This window comes from Polymorphospora sp. NPDC051019 (genome assembly GCF_040683055.1).
Classification (GTDB): domain Bacteria; phylum Actinomycetota; class Actinomycetes; order Mycobacteriales; family Micromonosporaceae; genus Polymorphospora; species Polymorphospora lycopeni.
Window position 1 is genome coordinate 161,181 of record NZ_JBFBCH010000011.1, and the last position, 20,561, is coordinate 181,741.

At 73.3% G+C, this 20,561-nt stretch carries 17 protein-coding genes; 12 read left to right on the plus strand and 5 right to left on the minus strand.

Annotated elements, in window-relative coordinates:
* The first annotated feature begins 4 nt into the window (after positions 1-4).
* From AB0M79_RS20785 to AB0M79_RS20800, 4 genes are read left to right on the plus strand one after another with little or no spacing between them, the layout of a single operon-like run.
* The gene (locus AB0M79_RS20785; RefSeq protein WP_364215981.1) at positions 5-1,135 is read left to right on the plus strand and encodes an ABC transporter ATP-binding protein; all 1,131 of its coding nucleotides are present in this window, start codon (positions 5-7) and stop codon (positions 1,133-1,135) included.
* On the plus strand, positions 1,132-1,983 hold the full coding sequence (locus tag AB0M79_RS20790) for an ABC transporter permease (RefSeq protein ID WP_364215984.1): 852 nt from the start codon (positions 1,132-1,134) through the stop codon (positions 1,981-1,983). The genes AB0M79_RS20785 and AB0M79_RS20790 overlap by 4 nt, the downstream gene beginning before the upstream one ends.
* Positions 1,980-2,786: an ABC transporter permease gene (locus AB0M79_RS20795; RefSeq protein ID WP_364215987.1), complete on the plus strand. Its 807-nt coding sequence runs from the start codon at positions 1,980-1,982 to the stop codon at positions 2,784-2,786. Before AB0M79_RS20790 ends, AB0M79_RS20795 begins: the two co-directional genes overlap by 4 nt.
* Positions 2,783-4,183: an FAD-dependent oxidoreductase gene (locus AB0M79_RS20800; protein ID WP_364215990.1), complete on the plus strand. Its 1,401-nt coding sequence runs from the start codon at positions 2,783-2,785 to the stop codon at positions 4,181-4,183. Before AB0M79_RS20795 ends, AB0M79_RS20800 begins: the two co-directional genes overlap by 4 nt.
* Positions 4,184-4,405: 222 nt before the next feature.
* Here AB0M79_RS20800 and AB0M79_RS20805 read toward each other — a convergent pair whose 3' ends face one another.
* A complete protein-coding gene (locus AB0M79_RS20805) occupies positions 4,406-4,618 on the minus strand; it encodes a type II toxin-antitoxin system VapB family antitoxin (protein ID WP_364215993.1) in 213 nt (70 codons plus the stop codon).
* Positions 4,619-4,748: 130 nt separating this feature from the next.
* Here AB0M79_RS20805 and AB0M79_RS20810 point away from each other — a divergent pair, with 130 nt between their 5' ends.
* From AB0M79_RS20810 to AB0M79_RS20820, 3 genes are all read left to right on the plus strand, one after another.
* Complete coding sequence (locus AB0M79_RS20810; RefSeq protein WP_364215996.1) at positions 4,749-6,809, plus strand: prolyl oligopeptidase family serine peptidase; 2,061 nt, start codon at positions 4,749-4,751, stop codon at positions 6,807-6,809.
* A gap of 165 nt (positions 6,810-6,974) precedes the next feature.
* Positions 6,975-7,988 (plus strand): hypothetical protein, encoded by a 1,014-nt coding sequence (locus tag AB0M79_RS20815; RefSeq protein WP_364215999.1) that lies wholly within the window; start codon positions 6,975-6,977, stop codon positions 7,986-7,988.
* A 158-nt stretch (positions 7,989-8,146) separates the two neighbouring features.
* The gene (locus AB0M79_RS20820; protein WP_364216002.1) at positions 8,147-9,469 is read left to right on the plus strand and encodes an FAD-dependent oxidoreductase; all 1,323 of its coding nucleotides are present in this window, start codon (positions 8,147-8,149) and stop codon (positions 9,467-9,469) included.
* 48 nt (positions 9,470-9,517) lie between these two features.
* Here AB0M79_RS20820 and AB0M79_RS20825 read toward each other — a convergent pair whose 3' ends face one another.
* The 3 genes from AB0M79_RS20825 to AB0M79_RS20835 form a co-directional block, all read right to left on the minus strand.
* Positions 9,518-9,904, minus strand: a complete 387-nt coding sequence (locus AB0M79_RS20825) for a DUF779 domain-containing protein (protein WP_364216005.1) — start codon at positions 9,902-9,904, stop codon at positions 9,518-9,520.
* A complete protein-coding gene (gene adh, locus AB0M79_RS20830; RefSeq protein WP_364216008.1) occupies positions 9,904-11,427 on the minus strand; it encodes an aldehyde dehydrogenase in 1,524 nt (507 codons plus the stop codon). Before adh ends, AB0M79_RS20825 begins: the two co-directional genes overlap by 1 nt.
* A 78-nt stretch (positions 11,428-11,505) precedes the next feature.
* A complete protein-coding gene (locus AB0M79_RS20835; protein ID WP_364216011.1) occupies positions 11,506-12,843 on the minus strand; it encodes a GAF domain-containing protein in 1,338 nt (445 codons plus the stop codon).
* 144 nt (positions 12,844-12,987) lie between these two features.
* Between AB0M79_RS20835 and AB0M79_RS20840 the strand changes: the two genes are divergently transcribed.
* On the plus strand, positions 12,988-14,427 hold the full coding sequence (locus AB0M79_RS20840; RefSeq protein WP_364216014.1) for an aldehyde dehydrogenase family protein: 1,440 nt from the start codon (positions 12,988-12,990) through the stop codon (positions 14,425-14,427).
* A gap of 7 nt (positions 14,428-14,434) precedes the next feature.
* On the opposite strand, the gene AB0M79_RS20845 is transcribed toward AB0M79_RS20840, so the two are convergent.
* Complete coding sequence (locus AB0M79_RS20845) at positions 14,435-15,667, minus strand: SUKH-3 domain-containing protein (protein ID WP_364216017.1); 1,233 nt, start codon at positions 15,665-15,667, stop codon at positions 14,435-14,437.
* 173 nt (positions 15,668-15,840) lie between these two features.
* Between AB0M79_RS20845 and AB0M79_RS20850 the strand changes: the two genes are divergently transcribed.
* From AB0M79_RS20850 to AB0M79_RS20865, 4 genes are read left to right on the plus strand one after another with little or no spacing between them, the layout of a single operon-like run.
* Positions 15,841-16,266 carry a YbaB/EbfC family nucleoid-associated protein gene (locus AB0M79_RS20850; RefSeq protein ID WP_364216020.1) on the plus strand — a complete coding sequence of 142 codons (426 nt, stop codon included), beginning with the start codon at positions 15,841-15,843 and terminating at the stop codon, positions 16,264-16,266.
* Positions 16,256-16,585, plus strand: a complete 330-nt coding sequence (locus tag AB0M79_RS20855) for a hypothetical protein (protein WP_364216023.1) — start codon at positions 16,256-16,258, stop codon at positions 16,583-16,585. Before AB0M79_RS20850 ends, AB0M79_RS20855 begins: the two co-directional genes overlap by 11 nt.
* A 22-nt stretch (positions 16,586-16,607) precedes the next feature.
* The gene (locus tag AB0M79_RS20860; protein WP_364216026.1) at positions 16,608-19,784 is read left to right on the plus strand and encodes a toxin glutamine deamidase domain-containing protein; all 3,177 of its coding nucleotides are present in this window, start codon (positions 16,608-16,610) and stop codon (positions 19,782-19,784) included.
* On the plus strand, positions 19,781-20,467 hold the full coding sequence (locus tag AB0M79_RS20865) for an endonuclease V (protein WP_364216029.1): 687 nt from the start codon (positions 19,781-19,783) through the stop codon (positions 20,465-20,467). Before AB0M79_RS20860 ends, AB0M79_RS20865 begins: the two co-directional genes overlap by 4 nt.
* The last annotated feature ends 94 nt before the right edge of the window (positions 20,468-20,561 follow it).

The window sequence follows — 20,561 nt, forward strand, 5'->3', positions numbered from 1 at the left end:
CCGGATGGCCGAAAAGGAGCCTGCCGGCGAGCTGCGACTGGTCGGCGTCACCAAGCGGTTCGGCGCCGTCGCCGCCGTCGACGCCCTCGACCTGACCGTCGCGCAGGGATCGTTCTTCGCGCTGCTCGGGCCGTCCGGCTGCGGCAAGAGCACCACACTGCGCATCGTCGCCGGTCTCGAACAGCCCACCGCCGGCCGGGTGTTCCTCGCCGGCCGCGATGTCACCGACCTGCGGCCGTACCAGCGGCCGGTCAACACCGTGTTCCAGAGCTACGCGCTCTTTCCGCACCTGGACGTCTTCGACAACATCGCGTTCGGCCCGCGTCGCCGGGGGATGGCCGACGTGGCCGGCCGGGTCGCGCGGATGCTCGCGATGGTCCGGCTCGACGGGTTCGAGCGGCGCCGGCCCGCCGAACTCTCCGGCGGGCAGCAGCAGCGGGTCGCGCTCGCCCGGGCGCTGGTCAACGAACCCCGCGTGCTGCTGCTCGACGAGCCGCTCAGCGCACTCGACCTGAAGCTGCGCCGGCAGATGCAGATCGAGCTCAAACGCATCCAGACCGGCGTCGGCGCCACCTTCGTGCACGTCACCCACGACCAGGAGGAGGCGATGACGTTGGCCGACACGGTCGCGGTGCTCAACGCCGGCCGGGTCGAGCAGCTCGGTGCCCCGGCCGACCTCTACGAACTGCCGGCCACCGCGTTCGTGGCCAACTTCCTCGGCCAGGCCAACCTCCTCGCCGGCCGCGTGACCGGCCGGGCCGGCGGCGAGGTGCTGGTCGAGGCGTACGGCTCGCGGTTCTCGGTGCCCGCCGGCCGGTCCCGGTCCACCGCCGGCCCGGTCCTGCTCGGCGTACGCCCCGAACGGCTGCACCTGGCCCCCGCCGGCGCCGACGTCCCGGCCGGCCACCAGCACGTCACCGGCGTGGTCACCGACTCGTCGTACGTCGGGCTCGGCACCCGCCACCTGGTACGCACCCCGTGGGGCGCCGAACTGACGGCGTTCGCCGCGTACGGGACCGGTGACCCGGCCGTCGGGGCCGGAACCGGGGCCGCCGTGGTGGCGCACTGGAACCCCGCCCACGCCTTCCTGGTGCCCGGCGACACCGGACCCGGGCCGGCCGGCACCCACCCGTGAAGACGAGCCGGCGGCTGCTGCCGTACCTGCTGGTCCTGCCCGGCGGGCTGTGGCTGGCGCTGTTCTTCGTCGCGCCCGCCGGCCAACTCGCCGCGACCAGCCTCTACGACCCGGCCGGCTCGGTCGCCGACGGCTACGACATGACCTGGTCGTTCGGCAACTACCCGGCGGCCCTGCGGGCGTACGGCGGCCACTTCGGCCGGTCGCTGCTCTACGCCGGCATCGCCACCGCGATCGCCCTGCTGCTCGGCTATCCGCTGGCGTACGCGATGGCCCGCCGGGCCGGCCGCTGGAAGAACCTGCTCCTGGTCTGCGTGGTCGCCCCGATGTTCACCAGCTTCCTGGTCCGCACCCTGGCCTGGAAGACGATCCTGTCGGACAACGGCTGGCTGGTCGGCGTGCTGCGCGACCTGCACCTGCTGGAGCCGGACGGCCGGCTGCTGGCCACCCCGGTCGCGGTCGTGCTCGGCCTGACGTACAACTTCCTGCCGTTCCTGGTGCTGCCGCTGTACGCCAGCCTCGAACGGCTCGACGGGCGGCTGCTGGAGGCGGCCCGCGACCTCTACGCCGGCCGGCTGCGGACCTTCGTCACCGTCACCCTGCCGCTGTCGGCACCCGGCCTGACCGCCGGCATCCTGCTCTTCTTCATCCCGGCCAGCGGCGACTACGTCAACGCCCGGCTGCTCGGCAGCCCCAACGAATACCTGGTCGGCAACGCGATCGACTCGGCGTTCCTGGTCCGGCTCGACTATCCGCAGGCCGCCGCGCTGTCGTTCCTGCTGATGGCGATGGTGCTCGCGCTCGTCGTCGCCGGCCTGCGCCGGGGCCGGGCCGGGGAGGTGTGGTGAACCGGCCGGCGCGGTGGCTCGCCGCCCACTGGGTGACCGCCGTCGGGCTGATGGTGCTCGGCTACCTGCTGCTGCCGGTCGGCGTCGTCGCCGCGCTGTCGTTCAACCGGCCCTCGTCGCGGCTGTCGTACGACTTCCACGAGTTCACCGTCGACAACTGGGCGAACCCGTGTGCCAACGCCGAACTGTGCGCGGCCGTGTGGCGCAGCGCCCAGATCGGGCTGGTCGCCACGCTGGGCGCGACCGTGCTCGGCACCCTGATGGCGTTCGCCCTGGCCCGGCACCGGTTCCGCGCCCGGCCGGCGGTCAGCCTGCTGGTGCTGCTGCCGATGGCGACCCCAGAGGTGGTCCTCGGCTCGTCGCTGCTGACGCTCTTCGTCGCCGGCCGGGTGCCGCTCGGCTTCTGGACCGTCGTCGTCGCCCACGTGATGTTCTGCGTATCGTTCGTCGTGGTCACCGTCAAAGCCCGACTGTCCGGAATGGACAGCCGACTGGAGGAGGCGGCGATGGACCTCTACGCCGGCCCGTGGCAGACCTTCCGCCGGATCACGCTGCCGCTCGCCGCGCCCGGCATCGTGGCCGCCGCGCTGCTGGCCTTCTCGCTGTCGTTCGACGACTTCATCATCACCAACTTCAACTCCGGCAGCACCGTCACCTTTCCGATGTACGTCTGGGGCGCCGCCCAGCGCGGCATCCCGCCCCAGGTCAACGTCGTCGGCACCGCCATGTTCGCGATCGCCGTGCTCTTCGTGCTCGGCACCGCCGTACCGCGCCGGCGACCCCGGCCCGGCGGTGCCCGGTGACGGCCGCCGCCCGGCGCGCCCTCGCCGACGCCGTCCACCGGCCCTACTGGCTCGACCGGCCGGAACGCCCCGACCCGCTGCCACCCCTGACCGGCACCGACAGCGCCGACCTGGCCGTCGTCGGCGGCGGCTACAGCGGCCTGTGGACCGCCCTGCTCGCCAAACAGGCCGACCCCGGCCGCGACGTCGTCGTCCTGGAGGCCGGCACCTGCGGCTGGGCCGCCTCCGGACGCAACGGCGGATTCTGCGCCGCCTCGCTGACCCACGGCTCCGCGAACGGCGCCGCCCTCTTCCCCGACGAGATCGTCACCCTCGAACGGCTCGGCCGCGCCAACCTCGACGACATCGGGGCGACCGTCGACCGGTACGGCATCGACTGCGACTTCCGGCGCACCGGCGAACTCACCGTCGCCGTCGAGCCGTACCAGCTCGCCGGGATCGCCGACGACGCCGCCCTCGCCGCCCGGCTCGGTCACCCCGGCATTTTGCTCGACCGCGACGCGCTGCGCGCCGAGGTCGACTCGCCCACCTACCTCGGCGGGTTCTGGGACACCGACGGGGTCGCGATGCTCGACCCGGCCCGGCTCGCCTGGGGACTGCGCCGGGTCTGCCTCGACCTCGGCGTACGCGTCCACGAACACACCCGGGTCACCGGCCTGCACCGCGACCGGGCCGCGCTCTGCCTGCGTACGCCGCACGGGCGGCTGCGCGCCGACCGGGTGGCGCTGGCCACCAACGCCTTCCCGCCGCTGCTGCGCCGGCTACGGCACTACCTCGTGCCGGTCTACGACTACGCGCTGATGACCGAGCCGTTGACCCCGGCCCAACTCGCCGCCGTCGGCTGGCACAACCGGCAGGGCATCTCCGACGCCGCCAACCAGTTCCACTACTACCGGCGCACCGCCGACGACCGCATCCTGTTCGGCGGATACGACGCCGTCTACCACGCCGGTGGCCGGATGACGCCCGCGCTGGAACACCGGGCCGCCACCTTCGTCCGGCTGGCCGAACACTTCCGGGCCACCTTCGCGCAGCTCGACGGCGTACGGTTCAGCCACACCTGGGGCGGCGTCATCGACACCTGCACCCGGTTCTGTGCCTTCCACGGCACCGCGTACGACGGCCGCCTCGCCTACAGCGCCGGATTCACCGGCCTCGGCGTCGGTGCCACCCGCTTCGGTGCCCAGGTCATGCTCGACCTGCTCGCCGGCGCCGACACCGAACTGACCCGGCTCGCCCTCGTCCGCGACCGGCCGGTCCCGTTCCCGCCCGAGCCGCTGCGTTCCGCCGTGATCCAGTTGACCCGCCGCTCGATGGCCCGCGCCGACGCGAACGAGGGCCGCCGCGACGCCTGGCTGCGCACCCTCGACCGCCTGGGCCTGGGCTTCGACTCCTGACCCGTCGGTCAGTCCGCAGCCGCCGGTCGGTCGGCCGTGCCGGGGGCCACCCATGCGGTCGGCAAACCGTCGGGGCACCTGTGATCATCTGCTGCCCAGCAGTTCGACACGCCGTTCGGACAACGGCGGAACAACTAACGATCACCACGCACCGCCACGTCACGAAGGGCACGGGGCGGCGGCCGGTTGACGCACCATAGGAGCGTCCGGTCAGCGCGGCGATCATGTCGAAGTCGCCGTCGTAGTGGAGGAGAGACAGCCGGTCAGATCGGGTAGGCCACCGTCCTTCAGCCAGTCGGCGAACCGCCGACGCTTCTCTCGGTCGACCGCGGCCCGGAGGGCAGCGTTGACGGTGGCCGTCTTGGTCGTGGTGCCGAAGATCCTGGCAGCCACTGCCAACAGTTCGTCATCGACATCGAGGATCGTTCTGGACATGTGCGGCTCCTCCGATCGTCCTGCGAGGTTTGTCAAGAATGCGTGATCTTGGTTCATGGCGGTCGGCCGCCGTCGTTGATCCGGGTATCCCGGCTTCCGTCCGGCGCGGGCGTCGGGAATCATTGCCCGGATGGGTGACGAATACCTGTGGCTCGAAGACGTCGACGGCGCCGACGCCGGCACCTGGGTGCGTGAGCGCAACGCCGAGGCCGTCGCGCGGCTCGCCACCGGCGGCACGTTCGACGACCTGAAGGCCGAGATCCGGCAGGTGCTCGACGCCGACGACCGCATCCCCTACGTCACCCGCCGCGGCGACCACGTCTACAACTTCTGGCGGGACGCCGCCCACCCCCGCGGCCTGTGGCGGCGGACCACCCTCGACGACTACCGCCGGCCCGAACCGGACTGGCAGGTCCTGCTCGACATCGACACGCTCGCCGCCGACGAGGGCGAGAACTGGGTCTGGGCCGGGGCGGCCGTGCTGCGCCCCGACCACCGCCGCTGCCTGGTCAGCCTGTCCCGGGGCGGCGCGGACGCCACCGTCGTACGCGAATTCGACCTGGTCGACCTGGCCTTCGTCGCCGACGGGTTCACCCTGCCCGAGGCGAAGACGGACGTCGGCTGGATCGACGTCGACCACATCTACGTCGGCACCGACCTCGGGCCCGGCTCACTCACCGCGTCCGGCTATCCCCGGGTCGTCCGGCGGTGGCGCCGGGGCACCCCGCTGGCGCAGGCGCTGACCGTCTTCGAGGGAAGGGTCGAGGACGTGGCGGTGCACGCCAGTCACGACCCGACGCCGGGGTTCGTACGCGACTTCGTCAGCCGCCGTATCGACTTCTTCCGCAGCGAGAGCCATCTCCTGGCCGCCGACGGGACGCTGCGCCGGGTCGACGTGCCCGACGACGCCGACTGGGACGTGCACCGGGAATGGCTGCTGGTCCGGCCGCGCTCGGACTGGACCGTCGGCGACGTGACGCATCCGGCGGGTGCGCTGCTGGTCACCACGTTCGACGAGTTCCTTGCCGGTGGGCGGGACCTTACGGTGCTCTTCGTGCCGGACGCGCGAACGTCGGTCAGCGAATACGCGTGGACCCGCAACCACCTGCTCCTGGTGGTGCTGCGCGACGTACGGACCGAACTGCTGGTGCTGACGCCCGGCCCGGACGGCTGGCGGCGGGAGCCGCTGCCCGGCGGCCCGGCGATGGACCACAGTGGAATCCTGGACACCGAGCCCGACCACGACGACTACTACGTGACGACGTCGGAGGGGTTCCTGCAACCCGACACGCTGCGCGTCGGCACGGTCGGCGGCGCCGTCGAACCGGTCAAGCGGGAACCGGCGTACTTCGACACCGACGGGCTGACCGTCCGGCAGTTCTTCGCCACCTCCGCCGACGGCACCCGGGTCCCCTACTTCGTGGTCGGCGACCCGGACGCGTCGCCCGGACCCACCCTGCTGACCGGGTACGGCGGATTCGAGATCGCCCGTACGCCCGCATACGACGCGGTCGCCGGCCGGGGCTGGCTGGCCCGGGGCGGCACGTACGTGGTCGCCAACATCCGCGGCGGCGGCGAGTACGGTCCGCGGTGGCACCACGCCGCGCTGCGTGAGCGCCGGCCGCGGGCGTACGAGGACTTCGCCGCCGTCGCCACCGACCTCGTGACCCGTGGCATCACCGAGCCGGCCCGGCTCGGCACCAAGGGCGGCAGCAACGGCGGCCTGCTCATGGGCGTCATGCTGACCCGTTACCCGGAACTGTTCGGCGCGATCGTCGTGCAGGTGCCGCTGCTCGACATGCGCCGCTACCACCTGCTGCTGGCGGGCGCGTCCTGGGTGGCCGAGTACGGCGACCCCGAAAACCCCGACGACTGGGCGTTCCTGCGCGAATACTCGCCCTACCAGAACGTGCGCCCCGGGCAGCCGTACCCGCCGGTGCTGCTGACCACCTCGACCCGCGACGACCGGGTGCACCCCGGTCACGCCCGCAAGATGGCGGCCCGGCTGGCCGAGTTCGGCTACGACGTGTCGTACTACGAGAACATCGAGGGCGGGCACGGCGGCGCGGCCGACAACGAGCAGGCGGCGTTCATGTCGGCGCTGACGTACGAGTTCCTGTGGCGCAAGCTGTCCGGGCCGGCCGGGTCGGTGCCCCACCAGCCGGAGCGGGCCGCCCTCGACGTGCGGTAGGTCGCCGCCGTCATCCAGCGGGTGACCGCGGCGAGATCAATTGAATTGATCAACGCGGCATCTTAGGTTGACAGAAATCAATCAACGGTCGGCTTTTGCCTGCCTTTCTCTGCCTATCATCTGGCCACCAATCCCTCTTCCTGCGATCCAGGTCAGGAGAAATCCGTGGTCAAACCGCCCCCTGGTGAACTGCTGCGCGCCGCACCGGAAACGATCTCCGCGCCATCCGTCGACGCCGCGTCCGAGCCGAAAGCGACGTCACCATTCGTCAACGGTCATTTCCCGCGCCGACGCGGATTGATCATCGGCCTCAGTGTGCTGGCCGGCTTCCTGCTGACGGTGGTCTGGTCGGCCCACTTCGTCGACTCCACCATCGGTGACAACGTCGCCAACAGCCTGCTCGGCCACGACGCCAAGGAAACCCCGATCGCCGGCATCGCCGCCGGGATTCTTTTCGCCTTTGTTTCCGGGCTGGCCGGCACGTTCACCGCCTGTAACATCGCCACCTTCGGTGCGATGGCCCCGTTGTTGGGCAGTGGCGGCAGTCGGTGGAGCCGCATCGTGCACACCCTCAAGCCGCTCGGCTGGGTGTCGGTCGGAATGCTCGCCGTGTCATCGGTGTACGGCGTGATCGTCGGGCTCGTCGGCACCTCGATGCCACAGTTCTCGCAGGCGGCCAACCAGCCCGGCAGCCTTTCCCCGCGCAGCATCCAGTCGATGGTCGTCTACGGCATCATCGGCCTGGTCATGTTGTATCTCGGATTGGCGTCGCTGGGGCTGGTCCGCGACCCGTTCGCCAAGATCTCCAAGCGATTCCCGAACGCCCCGATGGTCTTCATGGGCATCCTGATCGGCGCGTTCCTGATCGGCCGGCCGTTCCCGCTCTTCCGGCAGATGTTCCGCGACGCCGCCGAAAGCGGAAATCCGCTCTACGGCGCCGCCGCGTTCAGCCTCCAGTCGATCGGCAACATCCTGGTGATGGCGATCCTCTTCCTGATCATCGCCAACTTCACCGGCAACCGGCTCCAGCGGTGGCTGGCCGCCAACCCGCGCCGCCTCACCGTCATCACCGCCGTCGCGTTCATCGTCGCCGGCGCCTTCACCTTCCTCTACTGGGACGTCCGCCTGCTCGCCCGGCGCGAGATCATCCCCTGGTACCCGACCGCACCCTGGGCCTAGCCCGGATACCGCGCCGCCCGGCGAGCCGCCGGGCGGCGCCCATTCCCACGACGGGCGCCACAACGCACACAGCACGCCGAATGCCGCATCGGCGCACAGGGCTCGTTGACCGTGCCGGGAGCCCGCCCTACGGTCCACTTGACCTTGGGGAGGGTGGGATGGCCACAAAGGACCGTGCCGTCGTACTCGGCGGGAGCGTGGCCGGCCTGCTCGCCGCCCGCGCACTCGCCGGCAGCTACCGCGAGGTGGTGCTCGTCGAGCGGGACCCGCTGCCGGCCGGCACCTCGACCACACCGCGGACCGGCGTACCGCACGGGCGGCACGCGCACGGTCTGCTCGTCGGCGGGCTGCGGGCGATCGAGGCACTGCTGCCCGGTGCCACCGCCGACCTCGTCGAGGCGGGCGTGCCGGCCGGCGACATGTGCGGCGGCATCCGGCTCTACGCCGACGGGCATCCACTGCGGCAGGGCACCATCGGCGAACTCGGCCTGGCGGTGAGCCGGCCCTACCTGGAGAGCTACGTCCGGACCCGGGTGCTCGACACCGCGAACCTGAAGGTGCTCGACGGCTGTGACGTCGCCGGACTCGACTCGGCGGACGGGGCGGTCACCGGGGCGCGCATCCACCGGCGGTCCGGCGGGTCCGGCGAGGAAATCGTTCCCGCCGACCTGGTGGTCGACGCGACCGGACGCGGCTCGCGCACCCCGCGCTGGCTCACCGAAATGGGCTACGCGGCACCGCCGGAGGAGCGGCTCGAGATCAACCTCAGCTACACGACCCGCAGGTTCAAGATGGCGCCGGACGGCCTCGGCGGCAACCACACCGTCATCGTGGCGCCGTCGGTGACGAACCCGCGCGGCGGCGTCCTCCAGGTCGTCGAGCAGGGCCGGGCCGTCGCCACCGTCTTCGGCATCCTCGGCGACGCCGCACCCGCCGACCTCGACGGGTTCCTCGCCTTCGCGCGGACCCTGCGGGCACCGGAGTTCGACGGGATCCTCGGGGCGGCCGAGCCGCTCGACGACCCGGCGACCTTCCGGTTCCCGGCCAGCGTCCGTCGCCGCTACGAGCGCCTGGACCGCTTCCCGGCCGGCCTGCTCGTGATCGGCGACGCGATCTGCAGCTTCAATCCCCAGTACGCGCAGGGGATGAGCGTCTCCGCGATGGAGGCCGCCACCCTGCTGCGGATGGCGGCGGACGGCGTCACGGCCCCGGCGTTCTTCCGGGCCGTCGCGCCGATCATCGACGTACCGTGGGAGATCGTGACCGGCTCGGACCTGGCGCATCCGGGCGTACCGGGGGAGCGCACCCGCACGATCCGGTTCGTGAACGCCTACCTGCGCCGGCTCCAGGCGGCCGCCCGCCGCGACGCGACCCTGACCGAGGCGTTCGCCCGGGTGCTCAACCTGATCGCGCCGCCCCGGTTGCTGATGCGCCCCGACCTCGCCGCCCGGGTCCTGCTCGGCGGCCGGGCAGCGCGCTGACGCACCGGCCCGGCCCGCGGTCGTGGACCACGGACCGGGCCGTACGGCTCAGGTCAGCAGGCGGGAGCGGATCAGGAAACGCACCCCCTCCGGCGCCTCCAGGGAGAAGCCGCTGCCCCTTCCCGGCACGACGTCGACGGTCAGGTGGGTGTGCCGCCAGCGTTCGTACTGCGACACCGACATCCAGAACGGCACCGGTTCGGGCACCCCGTCGATCTCCAGCGACTGGAGCAGCACGTCCGACCCGCCGGTCCGGAACTCGCCGGCCGGGTAGCACATCGGCGCGCTGCCGTCGCAGCACCCGCCGGACTGGTGGAACATCAGCGGCCCGTGTGCCGCCCGCAGCGACCGGATGAGGTCGGCCGCCGCGGGGGTCACCGCGACCCGCTCGATGTCCGCCCCGGTGTCGGGGCGGGCGTCCGGGGCGCTGTCCATCAGAAGAAGCCGAGCTTGTCGGGGGAGTAGCTGACCAGCAGGTTCTTGGTCTGCTGGTAGTGCTCCAGCATCATCTTGTGGTTCTCCCGGCCGATGCCGGACTGCTTGTATCCGCCGAACGCGGCGTGCGCCGGGTACGCGTGGTAGCAGTTGGTCCACACCCGGCCGGCCTGGATGGCGCGCCCGGCCCGGTACGCGGTGTTCATGTCCCGGGTCCACACGCCGGCGCCGAGGCCGTACAGGGTGTCGTTGGCGATCTTGATGGCGTCGGCGAAGTCGCTGAACGAGGTCACCGAGACGACCGGCCCGAAGATCTCCTCCTGGAAGATCCGCATCGCGTTGTCGCCCTCGAAGATGGTCGGCTGCACGTAGTAGCCGCCGGCGAGGTCGCCGCCGAGATCGGCGCGGGCGCCGCCGGTCAGCACCTTGGCCCCCTCCTGCCGTCCGATGTCCAGGTAGGACAGGATCTTCTCCAGTTGGTCGTTGGACGCCTGCGCCCCAATCATGGTGTCGGTGTCCAGCGGGTTGCCCTGCTTCACCGCCCTGGTCCGCTCGACGGCGGCGGCCAGGAAGTCGGCGTAGTGGCCCTGCTGGATCAGGGCGCGTGACGGGCAGGTGCAGACCTCGCCCTGGTTGAGGGCGAACATGGTGAACCCCTCGAGCGCCTTGTCGAGGAAGGCGTCGTTGGCGGAGCTGACGTCGTCGAAGAAGATGTTCGGGCTCTTGCCGCCGAGTTCCAGCGTGACCGGCTTGATGTTCTCGCTGGCGTACTGCATGATCAGCCGCCCGGTGGTGGTCTCGCCGGTGAACGCGACCTTGGCCACCCGCGGGCTGCTCGCCAGCGGCTTGCCGGCCTCGACGCCGAAACCGTTGACGATGTTGACCACGCCCGGCGGCAGCAGGTCGGCGACCAGGCTCAGCCACAGGTGGATCGAGGCCGGGGTCTGCTCGGCCGGCTTGAGTACGACCGCGTTGCCGGCGGCCAGTGCCGGGGCCAGCTTCCAGGTCGCCATCAGCAGCGGGAAGTTCCACGGGATGATCTGGCCGACCACGCCGAGCGGCTCGTGGAAGTGGTACGCCACGGTGTCGTCGTCGAGTTCGCCGAGCGAACCCTCCTGGGCGCGGATCGCCCCCGCGAAATACCGGAAGTGGTCGATCGCGAGCGGGATGTCGGCCGCCAGGCACTCCCGTACCGGCTTGCCGTTCTCCCAGGTCTCGGCGACGGCGAGCAGTTCGAGGTTGGCCTCCATCCGGTCGGCGATCCGGTTGAGGATGTTGGCGCGTTCGGCGACCGGGGTACGACCCCACGCGTCGGCGGCGCCGTGCGCCGCGTCCAGCGCCAACTCGACGTCCTCGGCGGTGCCGCGGGCGATCTCGGTGAAGGGGCGGCCGGTGACCGGGGTGACGTTCTCGAAGTACTGGCCGCGGGCCGGCTTGACGTACTCGCCGCCGATCCAGTGGTCGTAGCGGGTCTGATACGACGCGAGCGCACCTTCGGTGCCCGGCGCTGCGTAAAGGGTCATGGTGTGCCCTCCCGGCGTCAGCCGCCCGGGTGCGGGGCGGCGGTGATGCCGGTCACGCTAGTTTCGCCGACGTTGCAACTACGTTGCGCGCGGGTGGCGCCCGACCGGGCTGCCGGGCCGTCCCGTGGCCGTCCCCGGCCGCGCCGTGAGGCCGTACTCGCCGCGCAGGTGGCGTACCCGGTCGAGGGTGAGTGGCCGGCGCGGCGACCCGGGTGGCAGCAGCGTGGCGAGGGCCTCCCACATCTCCAGGTCGTCGCCGCCCCACGGGGCCCGGGTCCAGGCCGACAGCAGCGCCGGATCGCGGGTGGCGAGCACCCCGGCCCGGAGCTGGCCGTCGAGCAACCGGCGGAGCCGGACCACGCCGGGCGCGTCCGACCCGGGCAGGAGCGGACCGCGGTACGCGTCGAGCGCCTCGGCGACCCGTCCTTGATCGAGGAGTCGGGTTACCGCCGTGAAGTCGGCGTCCAGACCGACCAGCAGCCGGTAGGGCCGGGAGTCGACCAGGGCCGGCCCGAGAATCCGCCGCAACCGGGACAGCTCGGCCCGTACGGTGACCGGGTTGAGCATCGCGTCGCCGTAGAGGTCGAGCCCGAGCTGGTCGCCGCTGCGCCCCTCCGGATGGCAGGCGAGCAGCACCACCAGCTCGCTGTGCCGGCGACCCAGCCGGACCCGGCGCCCGTCGACGGTCAGCACCGCCTCGTCCCGGCCCAGCGCGGTCAGTGCCGCGCCCGGCCGCGCCCCGGCCGCCCGCGCCAGCCCGGCGAGATGCGCCTCGGCCGCCCGCGCGGTCGCCCGCACCAGCGCCAGGCTGTGCGGGTTCGCCAGATGGTCGCCCCCGGTGACGTCGATGGCGCCGAGCAGCCGCCCGGTCAGCGGGTCGTGGATCGGTGCCGCCGCACACGTCCACGGCTGCACCAACCGGCTGAAGTGCTCGGTGGCGAAGATCTGCACCGAGTGGTCGACGGCGAGCGCGACCCCGGGCGCGTTGGTGCCGGCGTGCCGCTCGTCCCAGCGGGCCCCGGCGACGAAGTTCATCGCCTCGGCCTGGCGCAGCACCCGGGGATGGCCCTCGACCCAGAGCATCCGGCCGTGCGCGTCGCAGACCGCCATGATGTGCTCGCCGTCGTCGGCGATGCCGCCGAGCAGGTCCCGGAAGACCGGCAGCACGGCCGCCAGCGGATGCCCGGCCCGGTAGCTGTCCAACTCGTCGTCGCTGAGGTCGATCGGGGCGGTGGCGTCCGGGTCGACGAGGGCACCCGCCGACCGTCGCCACGAGTCGGCGACGACGCCCCGCACCTGGTCGGGCACCGGGTCGCCGGTGTCGCCGGTGACGAACCGCTCGTGGGCGCGTCCCACCTGACCGATCCGCTCGCTGGGATCGGCCCCGGACCGCAGGGCGAGCCACGGGTTGGACATCGGCGTCGTCCTCCTCGTACCCAATCGTGACCGACGTCACCGCGGACGACAAGGCGCCGAGCGGGCCGCCGGGCAGACCGCCGGCGCGGCCCGGGTCGGCCCGGCCGGCGGCCGGACCGGCCGGGCGCCACTAGGCTGCGGTACGTGGAACCGATCCCGTTCTACGTCGCCGGGCAGCCCGCCGTCAGCGACGACACGCTGACCGTGCGGCACCCCTACGACGGGCGCCCGGCCGGGCATACCGCGTACGCCACCCCGGACCAGGTCGAAGCCGCGATCTCGGCCGCCGCCGGGATCACCGCGGTGGCGGCGGCGCTCCCGGCGTTCCGGCGGGCGGCCGCGCTCGACCACGTGTCGCGCCGGCTCGCCGAACGCGCCGACGAGGTCGCCCGCCTGATCACCGCCGAGAACGGCAAGCCGGTCAAGTGGGCGCGGGCCGAGGTCGGCCGGGCCGTCGCCACCTTCCGGTGGGCCGCCGAGGAGGCCCGCCGCTTCTCCGGCGACCTCCAGCGACTCGACACCGACCCGGCGTCGGGCGGCCGGCTCGCCGTGGTCCGCCGGGTGCCCAAGGGGCCGGTCCTGGGCATCACGCCGTTCAACTTCCCGCTCAACCTGGTCGCCCACAAGGTCGCCCCGGCGATCGCGGTCGGCGCCCCGATCATCGTCAAACCGGCGCCCGCGACACCGCTGTCCGCCCTCCTCCTCGGCGAACTGCTCGCCGAGACCGACCTGCCCGCCGGCATGTTCTCGGTGCTTCCGCTGCCCAACGACCGGGCCGCCGACCTGGTCGAGGACCCCCGGCTGCCGGTGGTGTCGTTCACCGGCTCGGGGCCGGTCGGCGCGGCGATCCAGGCCGCCGTACCCGGCAAGCACGTCACGCTCGAACTCGGCGGCAACGCCGCGGCGCTGATCTGCGAGGACTACGCCGCCGACGCCGACTTCACCTACGCCGCCCAGCGGATCGCCACGTTCGCCAACTACCAGGCCGGGCAGAGCTGCATCGCCGTCCAACGGGTCTACGTGCACGAATGGCTCTACGACGGCTTCCTGCCCCGGCTGGTCACCGCCGTCGAGGCGCTGCGGGTCGGCGACCCCACCGACGAGACCGTCGACGTCGGGCCGCTGATCAACGAGGAGGCCGCCCGCCGGGTCGAGGCGTGGGTCGACGAGGCCGTCGCCGCCGGTGCCGAGATCGCGGCCGGCGGCCGGCGGGAGGGCGCGACCTACCCGCCGACGGTCCTGACCGGTGCGCCGGCCGACGCGAAGGTCTGCACCGAGGAGGTCTTCGGCCCGGTGCTGGTCATCGCCCCGGTCGCCGACGACGAGGCGGGATTCGCCGCGATCAACGACTCGATGTACGGGCTCCAGGCCGGGATCTTCACGCACGACCTCCGGACCGCGTTCAGCGCCCACCGTACGCTCCAGGTCGGCGGGGTCGTCGTCGGCGACGTGCCGTCGTACCGGGCCGACCAGATGCCGTACGGCGGCACCAAGGCCAGCGGGGTCGGCCGGGAGGGGCTGCGCAGCGCCATGGACGACTACACCGAGCCGCGGGTGATGGTGCTGACCGGCATCGACCTGTAGGGGCGGCTCACCAGGTCCCGTCGTCGTGGAGGCGGGCCGGCGCCCGCCCGAGCAGCAGGTTGGTCAGGGCGGTGTCGATGTCGAACCCGACGAACCACTCGCCGCCCTGGTCGAGCGCGAACACCCGGCCCCGCTCGTCGACGGCGAGGATGCTGTCGCCGCCCTCGCTGCCGATCGGGAAGAGCCGGCAGCCGATCAGCCGGGCCAGGTCGCCGAGGGTGTCGGCGGTGTGCGCGACGCTGCCCGGGTTGATCTCGAACCGGCGGACCCACACCTGCTCGCCCGGCCCGCGCCGGCCGCTGACCAGCCCCGGAAACGCAGTCAGCGCCACCTTCGCCGCCGGGAACGCCTCGTGCCGGAACTCCCGGCCGGGCACCGCGGCGACCCGGGCGATGGCGGCGTCCGCCAGCACGTCGTCACCGGTCCCGGGCCGCCAGCCCGCCTCGACCAGCGCGTGCGCCACCTCCGCCGGGAACCGCCCCGGCACCGGCACCGGTTGCGGGGCGGGGTGCCACTCCTGGGCGAACGCCAGGTGCGACCACGGCAACACTCCGAAGTAGACCAACGCCTTGACGCACGAGTCGCACGGCCGCTCCGCCGGGCCGCCGGCCGGGTCGCCCGGCTCGCGGATCCGGAACAGCTCCAGGTAGGAACTGCCCAGCAGCTCCCGTGCGGTCTCCTCGGTCAGCGGCGGCTGACCGGCCGCGGCCTGCCGCCGGTCGTATTCGTGCAGCACGTCGGACACCACGATCAGTTCGGCGTGCCGTTCGCCGCCCCGGACCAGGTGCCCGGGGGGCAGGTCGTCCAGGTAGTCGCGGACCAGCGGGTGGTGCCGTAACTCCACCTCGCCCTTGGCGCCGTGCGCGATGTGCTGGTCGTACTGCACGGTCAGGTGCGCGGCCGCGCCGGGCGTCACGGCCCGGCCGGTGTTGCGCCGCAACTCCAGGGTCGGGTCGACGGTGCGCAGGCCACCGAGCCGGGCGGCCCGCCCACGCCGGTACATGTCCTGCACGACCGTCGGCGGCAGGGCCGGCCAGCTCGACACCTCGCCGGTCTCCTTGTCGATGACCGTCGTCGCGCCGCTGCCGGGCACGCTCACCACGTCCGGCGGGAGTTTGGACCACACCACGTAGCCGACATCGAACTCGCTGAGCATCGGCGTGCACTCGTAGCCCAGCCGAAGGGTCTCCCGCCGGGCCCACTCGGCGGCGATCCGTTCCGCCTCCGGTCGACTGATCATGCCTTCGCCTCCCCGTCATCCGGTCGCCGCCGCGGAAGCGGTCGGGCCGGCTCGGCTCTGCTGCGCAGAAACTACCGGACAACGCTGTTTCGTGGCGCCCGGTATGGTGCGGCGTTACCGAGAGTCGATCAACCATCGATCTTGATCGAGGTTGGCATGGGGGAGGGACGCCGGTGACACAGTCCGTGGATCGTGACGCCAACCGTGCGCTGAGGGCGCGCTTCGACGAGGTGCACGACCAGTACGAGCGGCTCCGCAGCGGACTCGACGAGTTGCGGCACCGGCTGGCGGCGGTCGAGGTGACCGCGACCTCCGACGACGGCCACATCGCCGCCACCGTCGGGCCGCGCGGCCAGCTCGTCAGGCTCGTGCTCGACCCGCGCGTCCACCGCACCCACGACACCGAGGCGCTCGCCGCCCGGATCACCGGCACCGTGCAGCGGGCCGCCGCGCGGGCCACCACCGTCGTACGGGAACTGGTCGCCGGCTACCTCCCACCCGGCTCCGGCGCGGTCGACTTCCTCGACGGCGGCGACTTCGGCGCGCTGCTGCGGCGCGGTGACGCGGCCCTGCGCGAGGAGGCGGCCCGTGGCGCCTGACGGCGACCTCTGGCTCGACCCGGCCCTGGCCCGCCGCGCCGGCCGCGACCTCGCCGCCGCCGGGCGGGCGATCACCGCACAACGCGACCGGCTCGGTGCCGACCTCGCCGCCCGCAGCGCCGACCGGCCCTGGGGCCGCGACGACATCGGCGCCGCCTTCGACCGGGTCTACCGCACCGCGGAGACGACCGTCCTGAAGGGATGGCGCGGCTCCGGCCGCCACGTCGAAGGGCTCGGCGACCGCGTCGTCAGGGCCGTCGACGCCCACGTCCGCAACGACGCCGGCACCGCCCGGCGGGTCGCCGCCGCCGCGACCTGACCGTGGAGGGAGCACGGCACCCGTGACGATCCTGCCGAGCCCGATCCCGCACCCGCTCGACCTGCTGCCCTGGGACCTGCCCGGCTGGGCGTACGAGGGCCTTGACTGGGTCGTCGGGGCCGAGTGGCCCGAGGGCGACGAGAAGGCCGTCTGGGACCTCGCCGACCAGTGGTACGCCGTCGCCGCCGCGCTCGCCGGGCCGCGCGACGACGCCCACCTCGCCGCCGGCGAGGTCCTCGCCGGGTTCGGTGCGGGCGGTGCCGCCGGTACGGCGTTCGGCGCCGCGTGGCGCGACTTCAGCCAGGGCGACGACGCGCCCCTGCCGGTCCTCCAGACGGTCAGCGGCGAACTCGGCCGCATCGTCGAGGAGCGCGGCTGCGACATCGAAGGCGCCAAGATCGAGGTCTGGATCCAGCTCGGCATCCTGGTCGTCGAGCTGATCGCCCTGACCGTCGTGGCCGCGCTCACCCTCGGCGCCGCCTCGCCGGCGGCCGCCGCTGCCATGGCCGCGACCCGGCTCGTCGTGCGGCAGATCTTCCGGCGCCTCGCCGCCCAACTGGCGAAAAAGGCGATCAAGGAAGGCGTACGGGAGGCCGCCGAACGGGCCGCCAGGGACGTCACCGGGCGCGGCCTGAAGAACTTTGCCCGATACGCCGCGACGCAGGGTGGCAAGGAGGCCGGCGAAGAGGTCGCAGTCGACCTCGGCATCCAACTGCACCAGAACGACAGCGGCCGACGGGACGGCCTCGACGCCCGTTCGCTGGGCCTGTCGGCGGTGGGCGGCTTCGCCGGCGGAGCGGCGGCGAGCCTGGCCACCCTCGGCCCGCACGCGGGCGGCCGGGCCGCCAGGTTCGGCGAGGACACCGTCCGGGGCGCGGCCGGCGAGGTGCTTGCCGAACAGGCGGCGAGCCTAGCCACCGGCAACGGCCTCGTCGCGCTCGACGACGCCGGCCGCGCCGCGACCTCGGGCGCGGTCAGCGCCGGAGTCAACCGCACCACGACCGGCCTCGACCGGGACCTGGACACCCGCCTCGCCGGCCTGTCGTCGACGCCCGACCTCCCACCGGCGGCCGGCACCGCCGAAGCGCGGGGGCTGACCGGGACGGCGCCGGCCGGCGACGCGGCGACGGCCCTGCCGGGTACGGGCTTGCCGGCGGCGACGGTTTCGGCGGCGACGACCGTGGGATCCGTGGCGCCGACGCCGGTCGCGGTCGGGGAGAGCGGGCTGCCGGACGTTGCCCGGTCGGGTGTCCTCCCGGCGCCGGACGTCGCACTGTCGCCGACGGTCCCGCTGACCGACGTCGACCGGGCGGCCGACGTCGACCGGGCCGCCGACGTCGCGCCGGACCCGTCACGTGGGGGGCAGCAGCAGCCGCCGGCCGCCGAGCCGCGCGAAGCGGCGACCTCGCCGGCCGACCAGACCCTCCATATCGGAAATTCGAACGGCCGGGACGGTTTCGTCGGTGGGGCTACCGTCCCGGCCGCCGAAGCGGCCTTCGCACCGGTGACCGGGACCGTCGGCCCCATGATCGCGACGGTGCCCGCGCCGGTCGCCGACGCGCCGTTGCCGTCCGCGCCGCCGTCGTCGCCCGGGCCGCCGTCGTCGCCCGGGCCACCGGTCACGTCCGGTCCGCTGGCGCCGGCCCCGCTCCCGGCCCCGGCCACCGAGCCGCGGGTCGGCAGCGCGATTCCCGGCCCCCGGCCACCGGCATCCCCGGCCGCCCCCGCCCCGCCGCAGCCGCCGGATCCGCCCGCCCCGCCGAAGCCACCGGCCCCGGCGACCGATCCGACCCCGGCGACCGATCCGGCGCCGGTGCCCGGGCCGGCCCGGCCACCCCGGACACCACCCTTCCAGCAGGCCATGCTCGACCAACGGGAGCGCCTCCGCTATCGCGAGTACGCCCGCCGGCAGCGGGAAAGCTACGAGCGGAACCGCCGCGAGGACGAAGCGGCCCGGCTGCGTGCCGAGTCGCGTGAGAACCTGCGGCGCCACACCACCTTCGCCGCCGAGAGCGACCGGATGCGCGCCATCGGTGAGACGGAACTCGCCCAGCGGCTGTCGGCGGCCGCCCGGCGGGAGATCCACCGAGCCGACCTGCGGGCCGACCGGGCGAACGCGGTGCTCGCCGGGACGATCACCCCCGACCGGCACGACGTCCCCGACGGACTCGACTTCCGGCGGCTCAACCGCGACGCCGGCAGTCTCTTCACCGGCCCGACCCGGGCCGGTGACCATTCGGTGCTGACCGGCACCGACCGTCCGCCGCCGGTCGACAACACGCGCGCCTACGGCCGGCGGGGCGGGCTGCGCCGGCCGCTGGCACTGCACCAGCGGGACCTCGACGAGCGGATGCCACGGGACCGCGACGGCGCCGTCGTCCGTACGGCCGATCCGCGCTCCGGCGGGTGGTTCCGGTTCGCCAACGACGGCGGTCCGCTGGCCGACCCCACCCGGGCGATCAACTGCGTGGACTGCACGCTGTCGTTCTACGAGACGTGGGTGCACGGGCGGCCACGGGTGTCGGCGCCCCGCACCTTCGACGGCTACGCCCACGGCAACATCGACTTTCCGGTCGACGGTGAACTCGACGGTCCGGGCCGGGTCGAGGACGTCACCGGCGGCCGTTTCCAGCAGTTGTGTCCGGACGTACGCGGGCTGCCGCCGGCGGTCGGACAGGAGCGGGTCGGGGCGGCGTACGCCGAACTAGCCGGGCAGTTGCGGGCCGGCGGGCACGGCTCCTACGCCTTCGTCATCAACACCTGGGCGACCGGCGCGTCGCACGCCTGGGTGGCGATCAACCAGGGCGGCACCATTCTGTTCCTTGATCCGCAAAGTGGACATGTCTCGGTTGGGCAACCGCTGTACGGCCACGACGGGACCCGCAACGACGGCAACGTCACCGCGCTCGACGTCCTCGTACTCGGCGGCGACGCCACGCCGATGCCGCTGCCGGACCGTCCACCGGGCACCTTCAGTGCCCGCCCACCGCTGACGGCGGACGACCCGCCCGTGCCGCCGAGCACCGACGAGCCGCAGCCGGCCCCACCGGCCCCCGAGGAGCGCCCGGTGCCGGTCCCGCGGGTGGACGGGGACACCCCGGACTTCAACCGGGTACACCTGCTGGAGGGTTCCACGACACACTCCGTGCCGCCCCCGCCGCCGGGCCCCGGCGCCCACTCGGGCAGCATGCTCCGGTGACCGAGGTACGCGTACCGGCCGACTGGCCGGCGAGCGCGGAAGCGGCCCGGGCCGAACAGGACCGGCTGCGTCCGCTGGTGGACGTGACCGGACCGGGGCCGGCGGCGCCGCGACTGGTGGCGGGGCTGGACGTGGCGTACGCGGAGAGCGGCGACCGGCTCGCGGCGGCCGTGGTGGTGCTCGAGACGTCCGGCCTGACCGTGGTCGACGCCGCCGTGGCCGTGGGGCGGGCGGCGTTCGGTTACGTCCCCGGGCTGTTCGCGTTCCGCGAGCTGCCGGCGCTGCTGGACGCGCTCGACCGGTTGACGGCCGCACCGGAGCTGCTGGTCTGCGACGGGCACGGGCTGGCGCATCCGCGCCGCTTCGGCCTCGCCTGCCACCTCGGCGTGCTCACCGGGCTGCCGGCGGTCGGGGTCGGCAAGACCCCGCTGGTCGGCACCTGGGATCCGCCGGCGCCGCGCCGCGGGTCGTGGTCCGACCTGCGGGACGGTACGGACACCGTGGGGCGGGTGCTGCGTACCCGGGACGGGGTCAAGCCCGTCTTCGTCTCGGTCGGGCACCGGATGAGCCTGGACAACGCCACGGCCCAGGTGCTCGCGTTGTCGCCGAATTTCCGGCTGCCGGAAACGACCCGGGCGGCCGACCGGAGGTGCCGGGAGGCACTGGCGGGCCAGCTCGGGTGAGGCGGGGCGGCGGGTACGTATCAAGATCGATACCTCGGTCGGGCGAGGTGGGTCCGGCCAGGGCGTACGGGCCGTCCGGGGGAGTGGCACGACG

What these genes read in the sequence shown, in the direction of transcription:
- AB0M79_RS20810 (WP_364215996.1), top strand. Translation starts at nt 4,749, where the DNA reads ATGGGTGACGAATACCTGTGGCTCGAAGACGTCGACGGCGCCGACGCC.
- AB0M79_RS20805 (WP_364215993.1), bottom strand. Translation starts at nt 4,618, where the DNA reads ATGTCCAGAACGATCCTCGATGTCGATGACGAACTGTTGGCAGTGGCT.
- AB0M79_RS20785 (WP_364215981.1), top strand. Translation starts at nt 5, where the DNA reads ATGGCCGAAAAGGAGCCTGCCGGCGAGCTGCGACTGGTCGGCGTCACC.
- AB0M79_RS20825 (WP_364216005.1), bottom strand. Translation starts at nt 9,904, where the DNA reads ATGGACAGCGCCCCGGACGCCCGCCCCGACACCGGGGCGGACATCGAG.
- adh (WP_364216008.1), bottom strand. Translation starts at nt 11,427, where the DNA reads ATGACCCTTTACGCAGCGCCGGGCACCGAAGGTGCGCTCGCGTCGTAT.
- AB0M79_RS20845 (WP_364216017.1), bottom strand. Translation starts at nt 15,667, where the DNA reads ATGATCAGTCGACCGGAGGCGGAACGGATCGCCGCCGAGTGGGCCCGG.
- AB0M79_RS20820 (WP_364216002.1), top strand. Translation starts at nt 8,147, where the DNA reads ATGGCCACAAAGGACCGTGCCGTCGTACTCGGCGGGAGCGTGGCCGGC.
- AB0M79_RS20835 (WP_364216011.1), bottom strand. Translation starts at nt 12,843, where the DNA reads ATGTCCAACCCGTGGCTCGCCCTGCGGTCCGGGGCCGATCCCAGCGAG.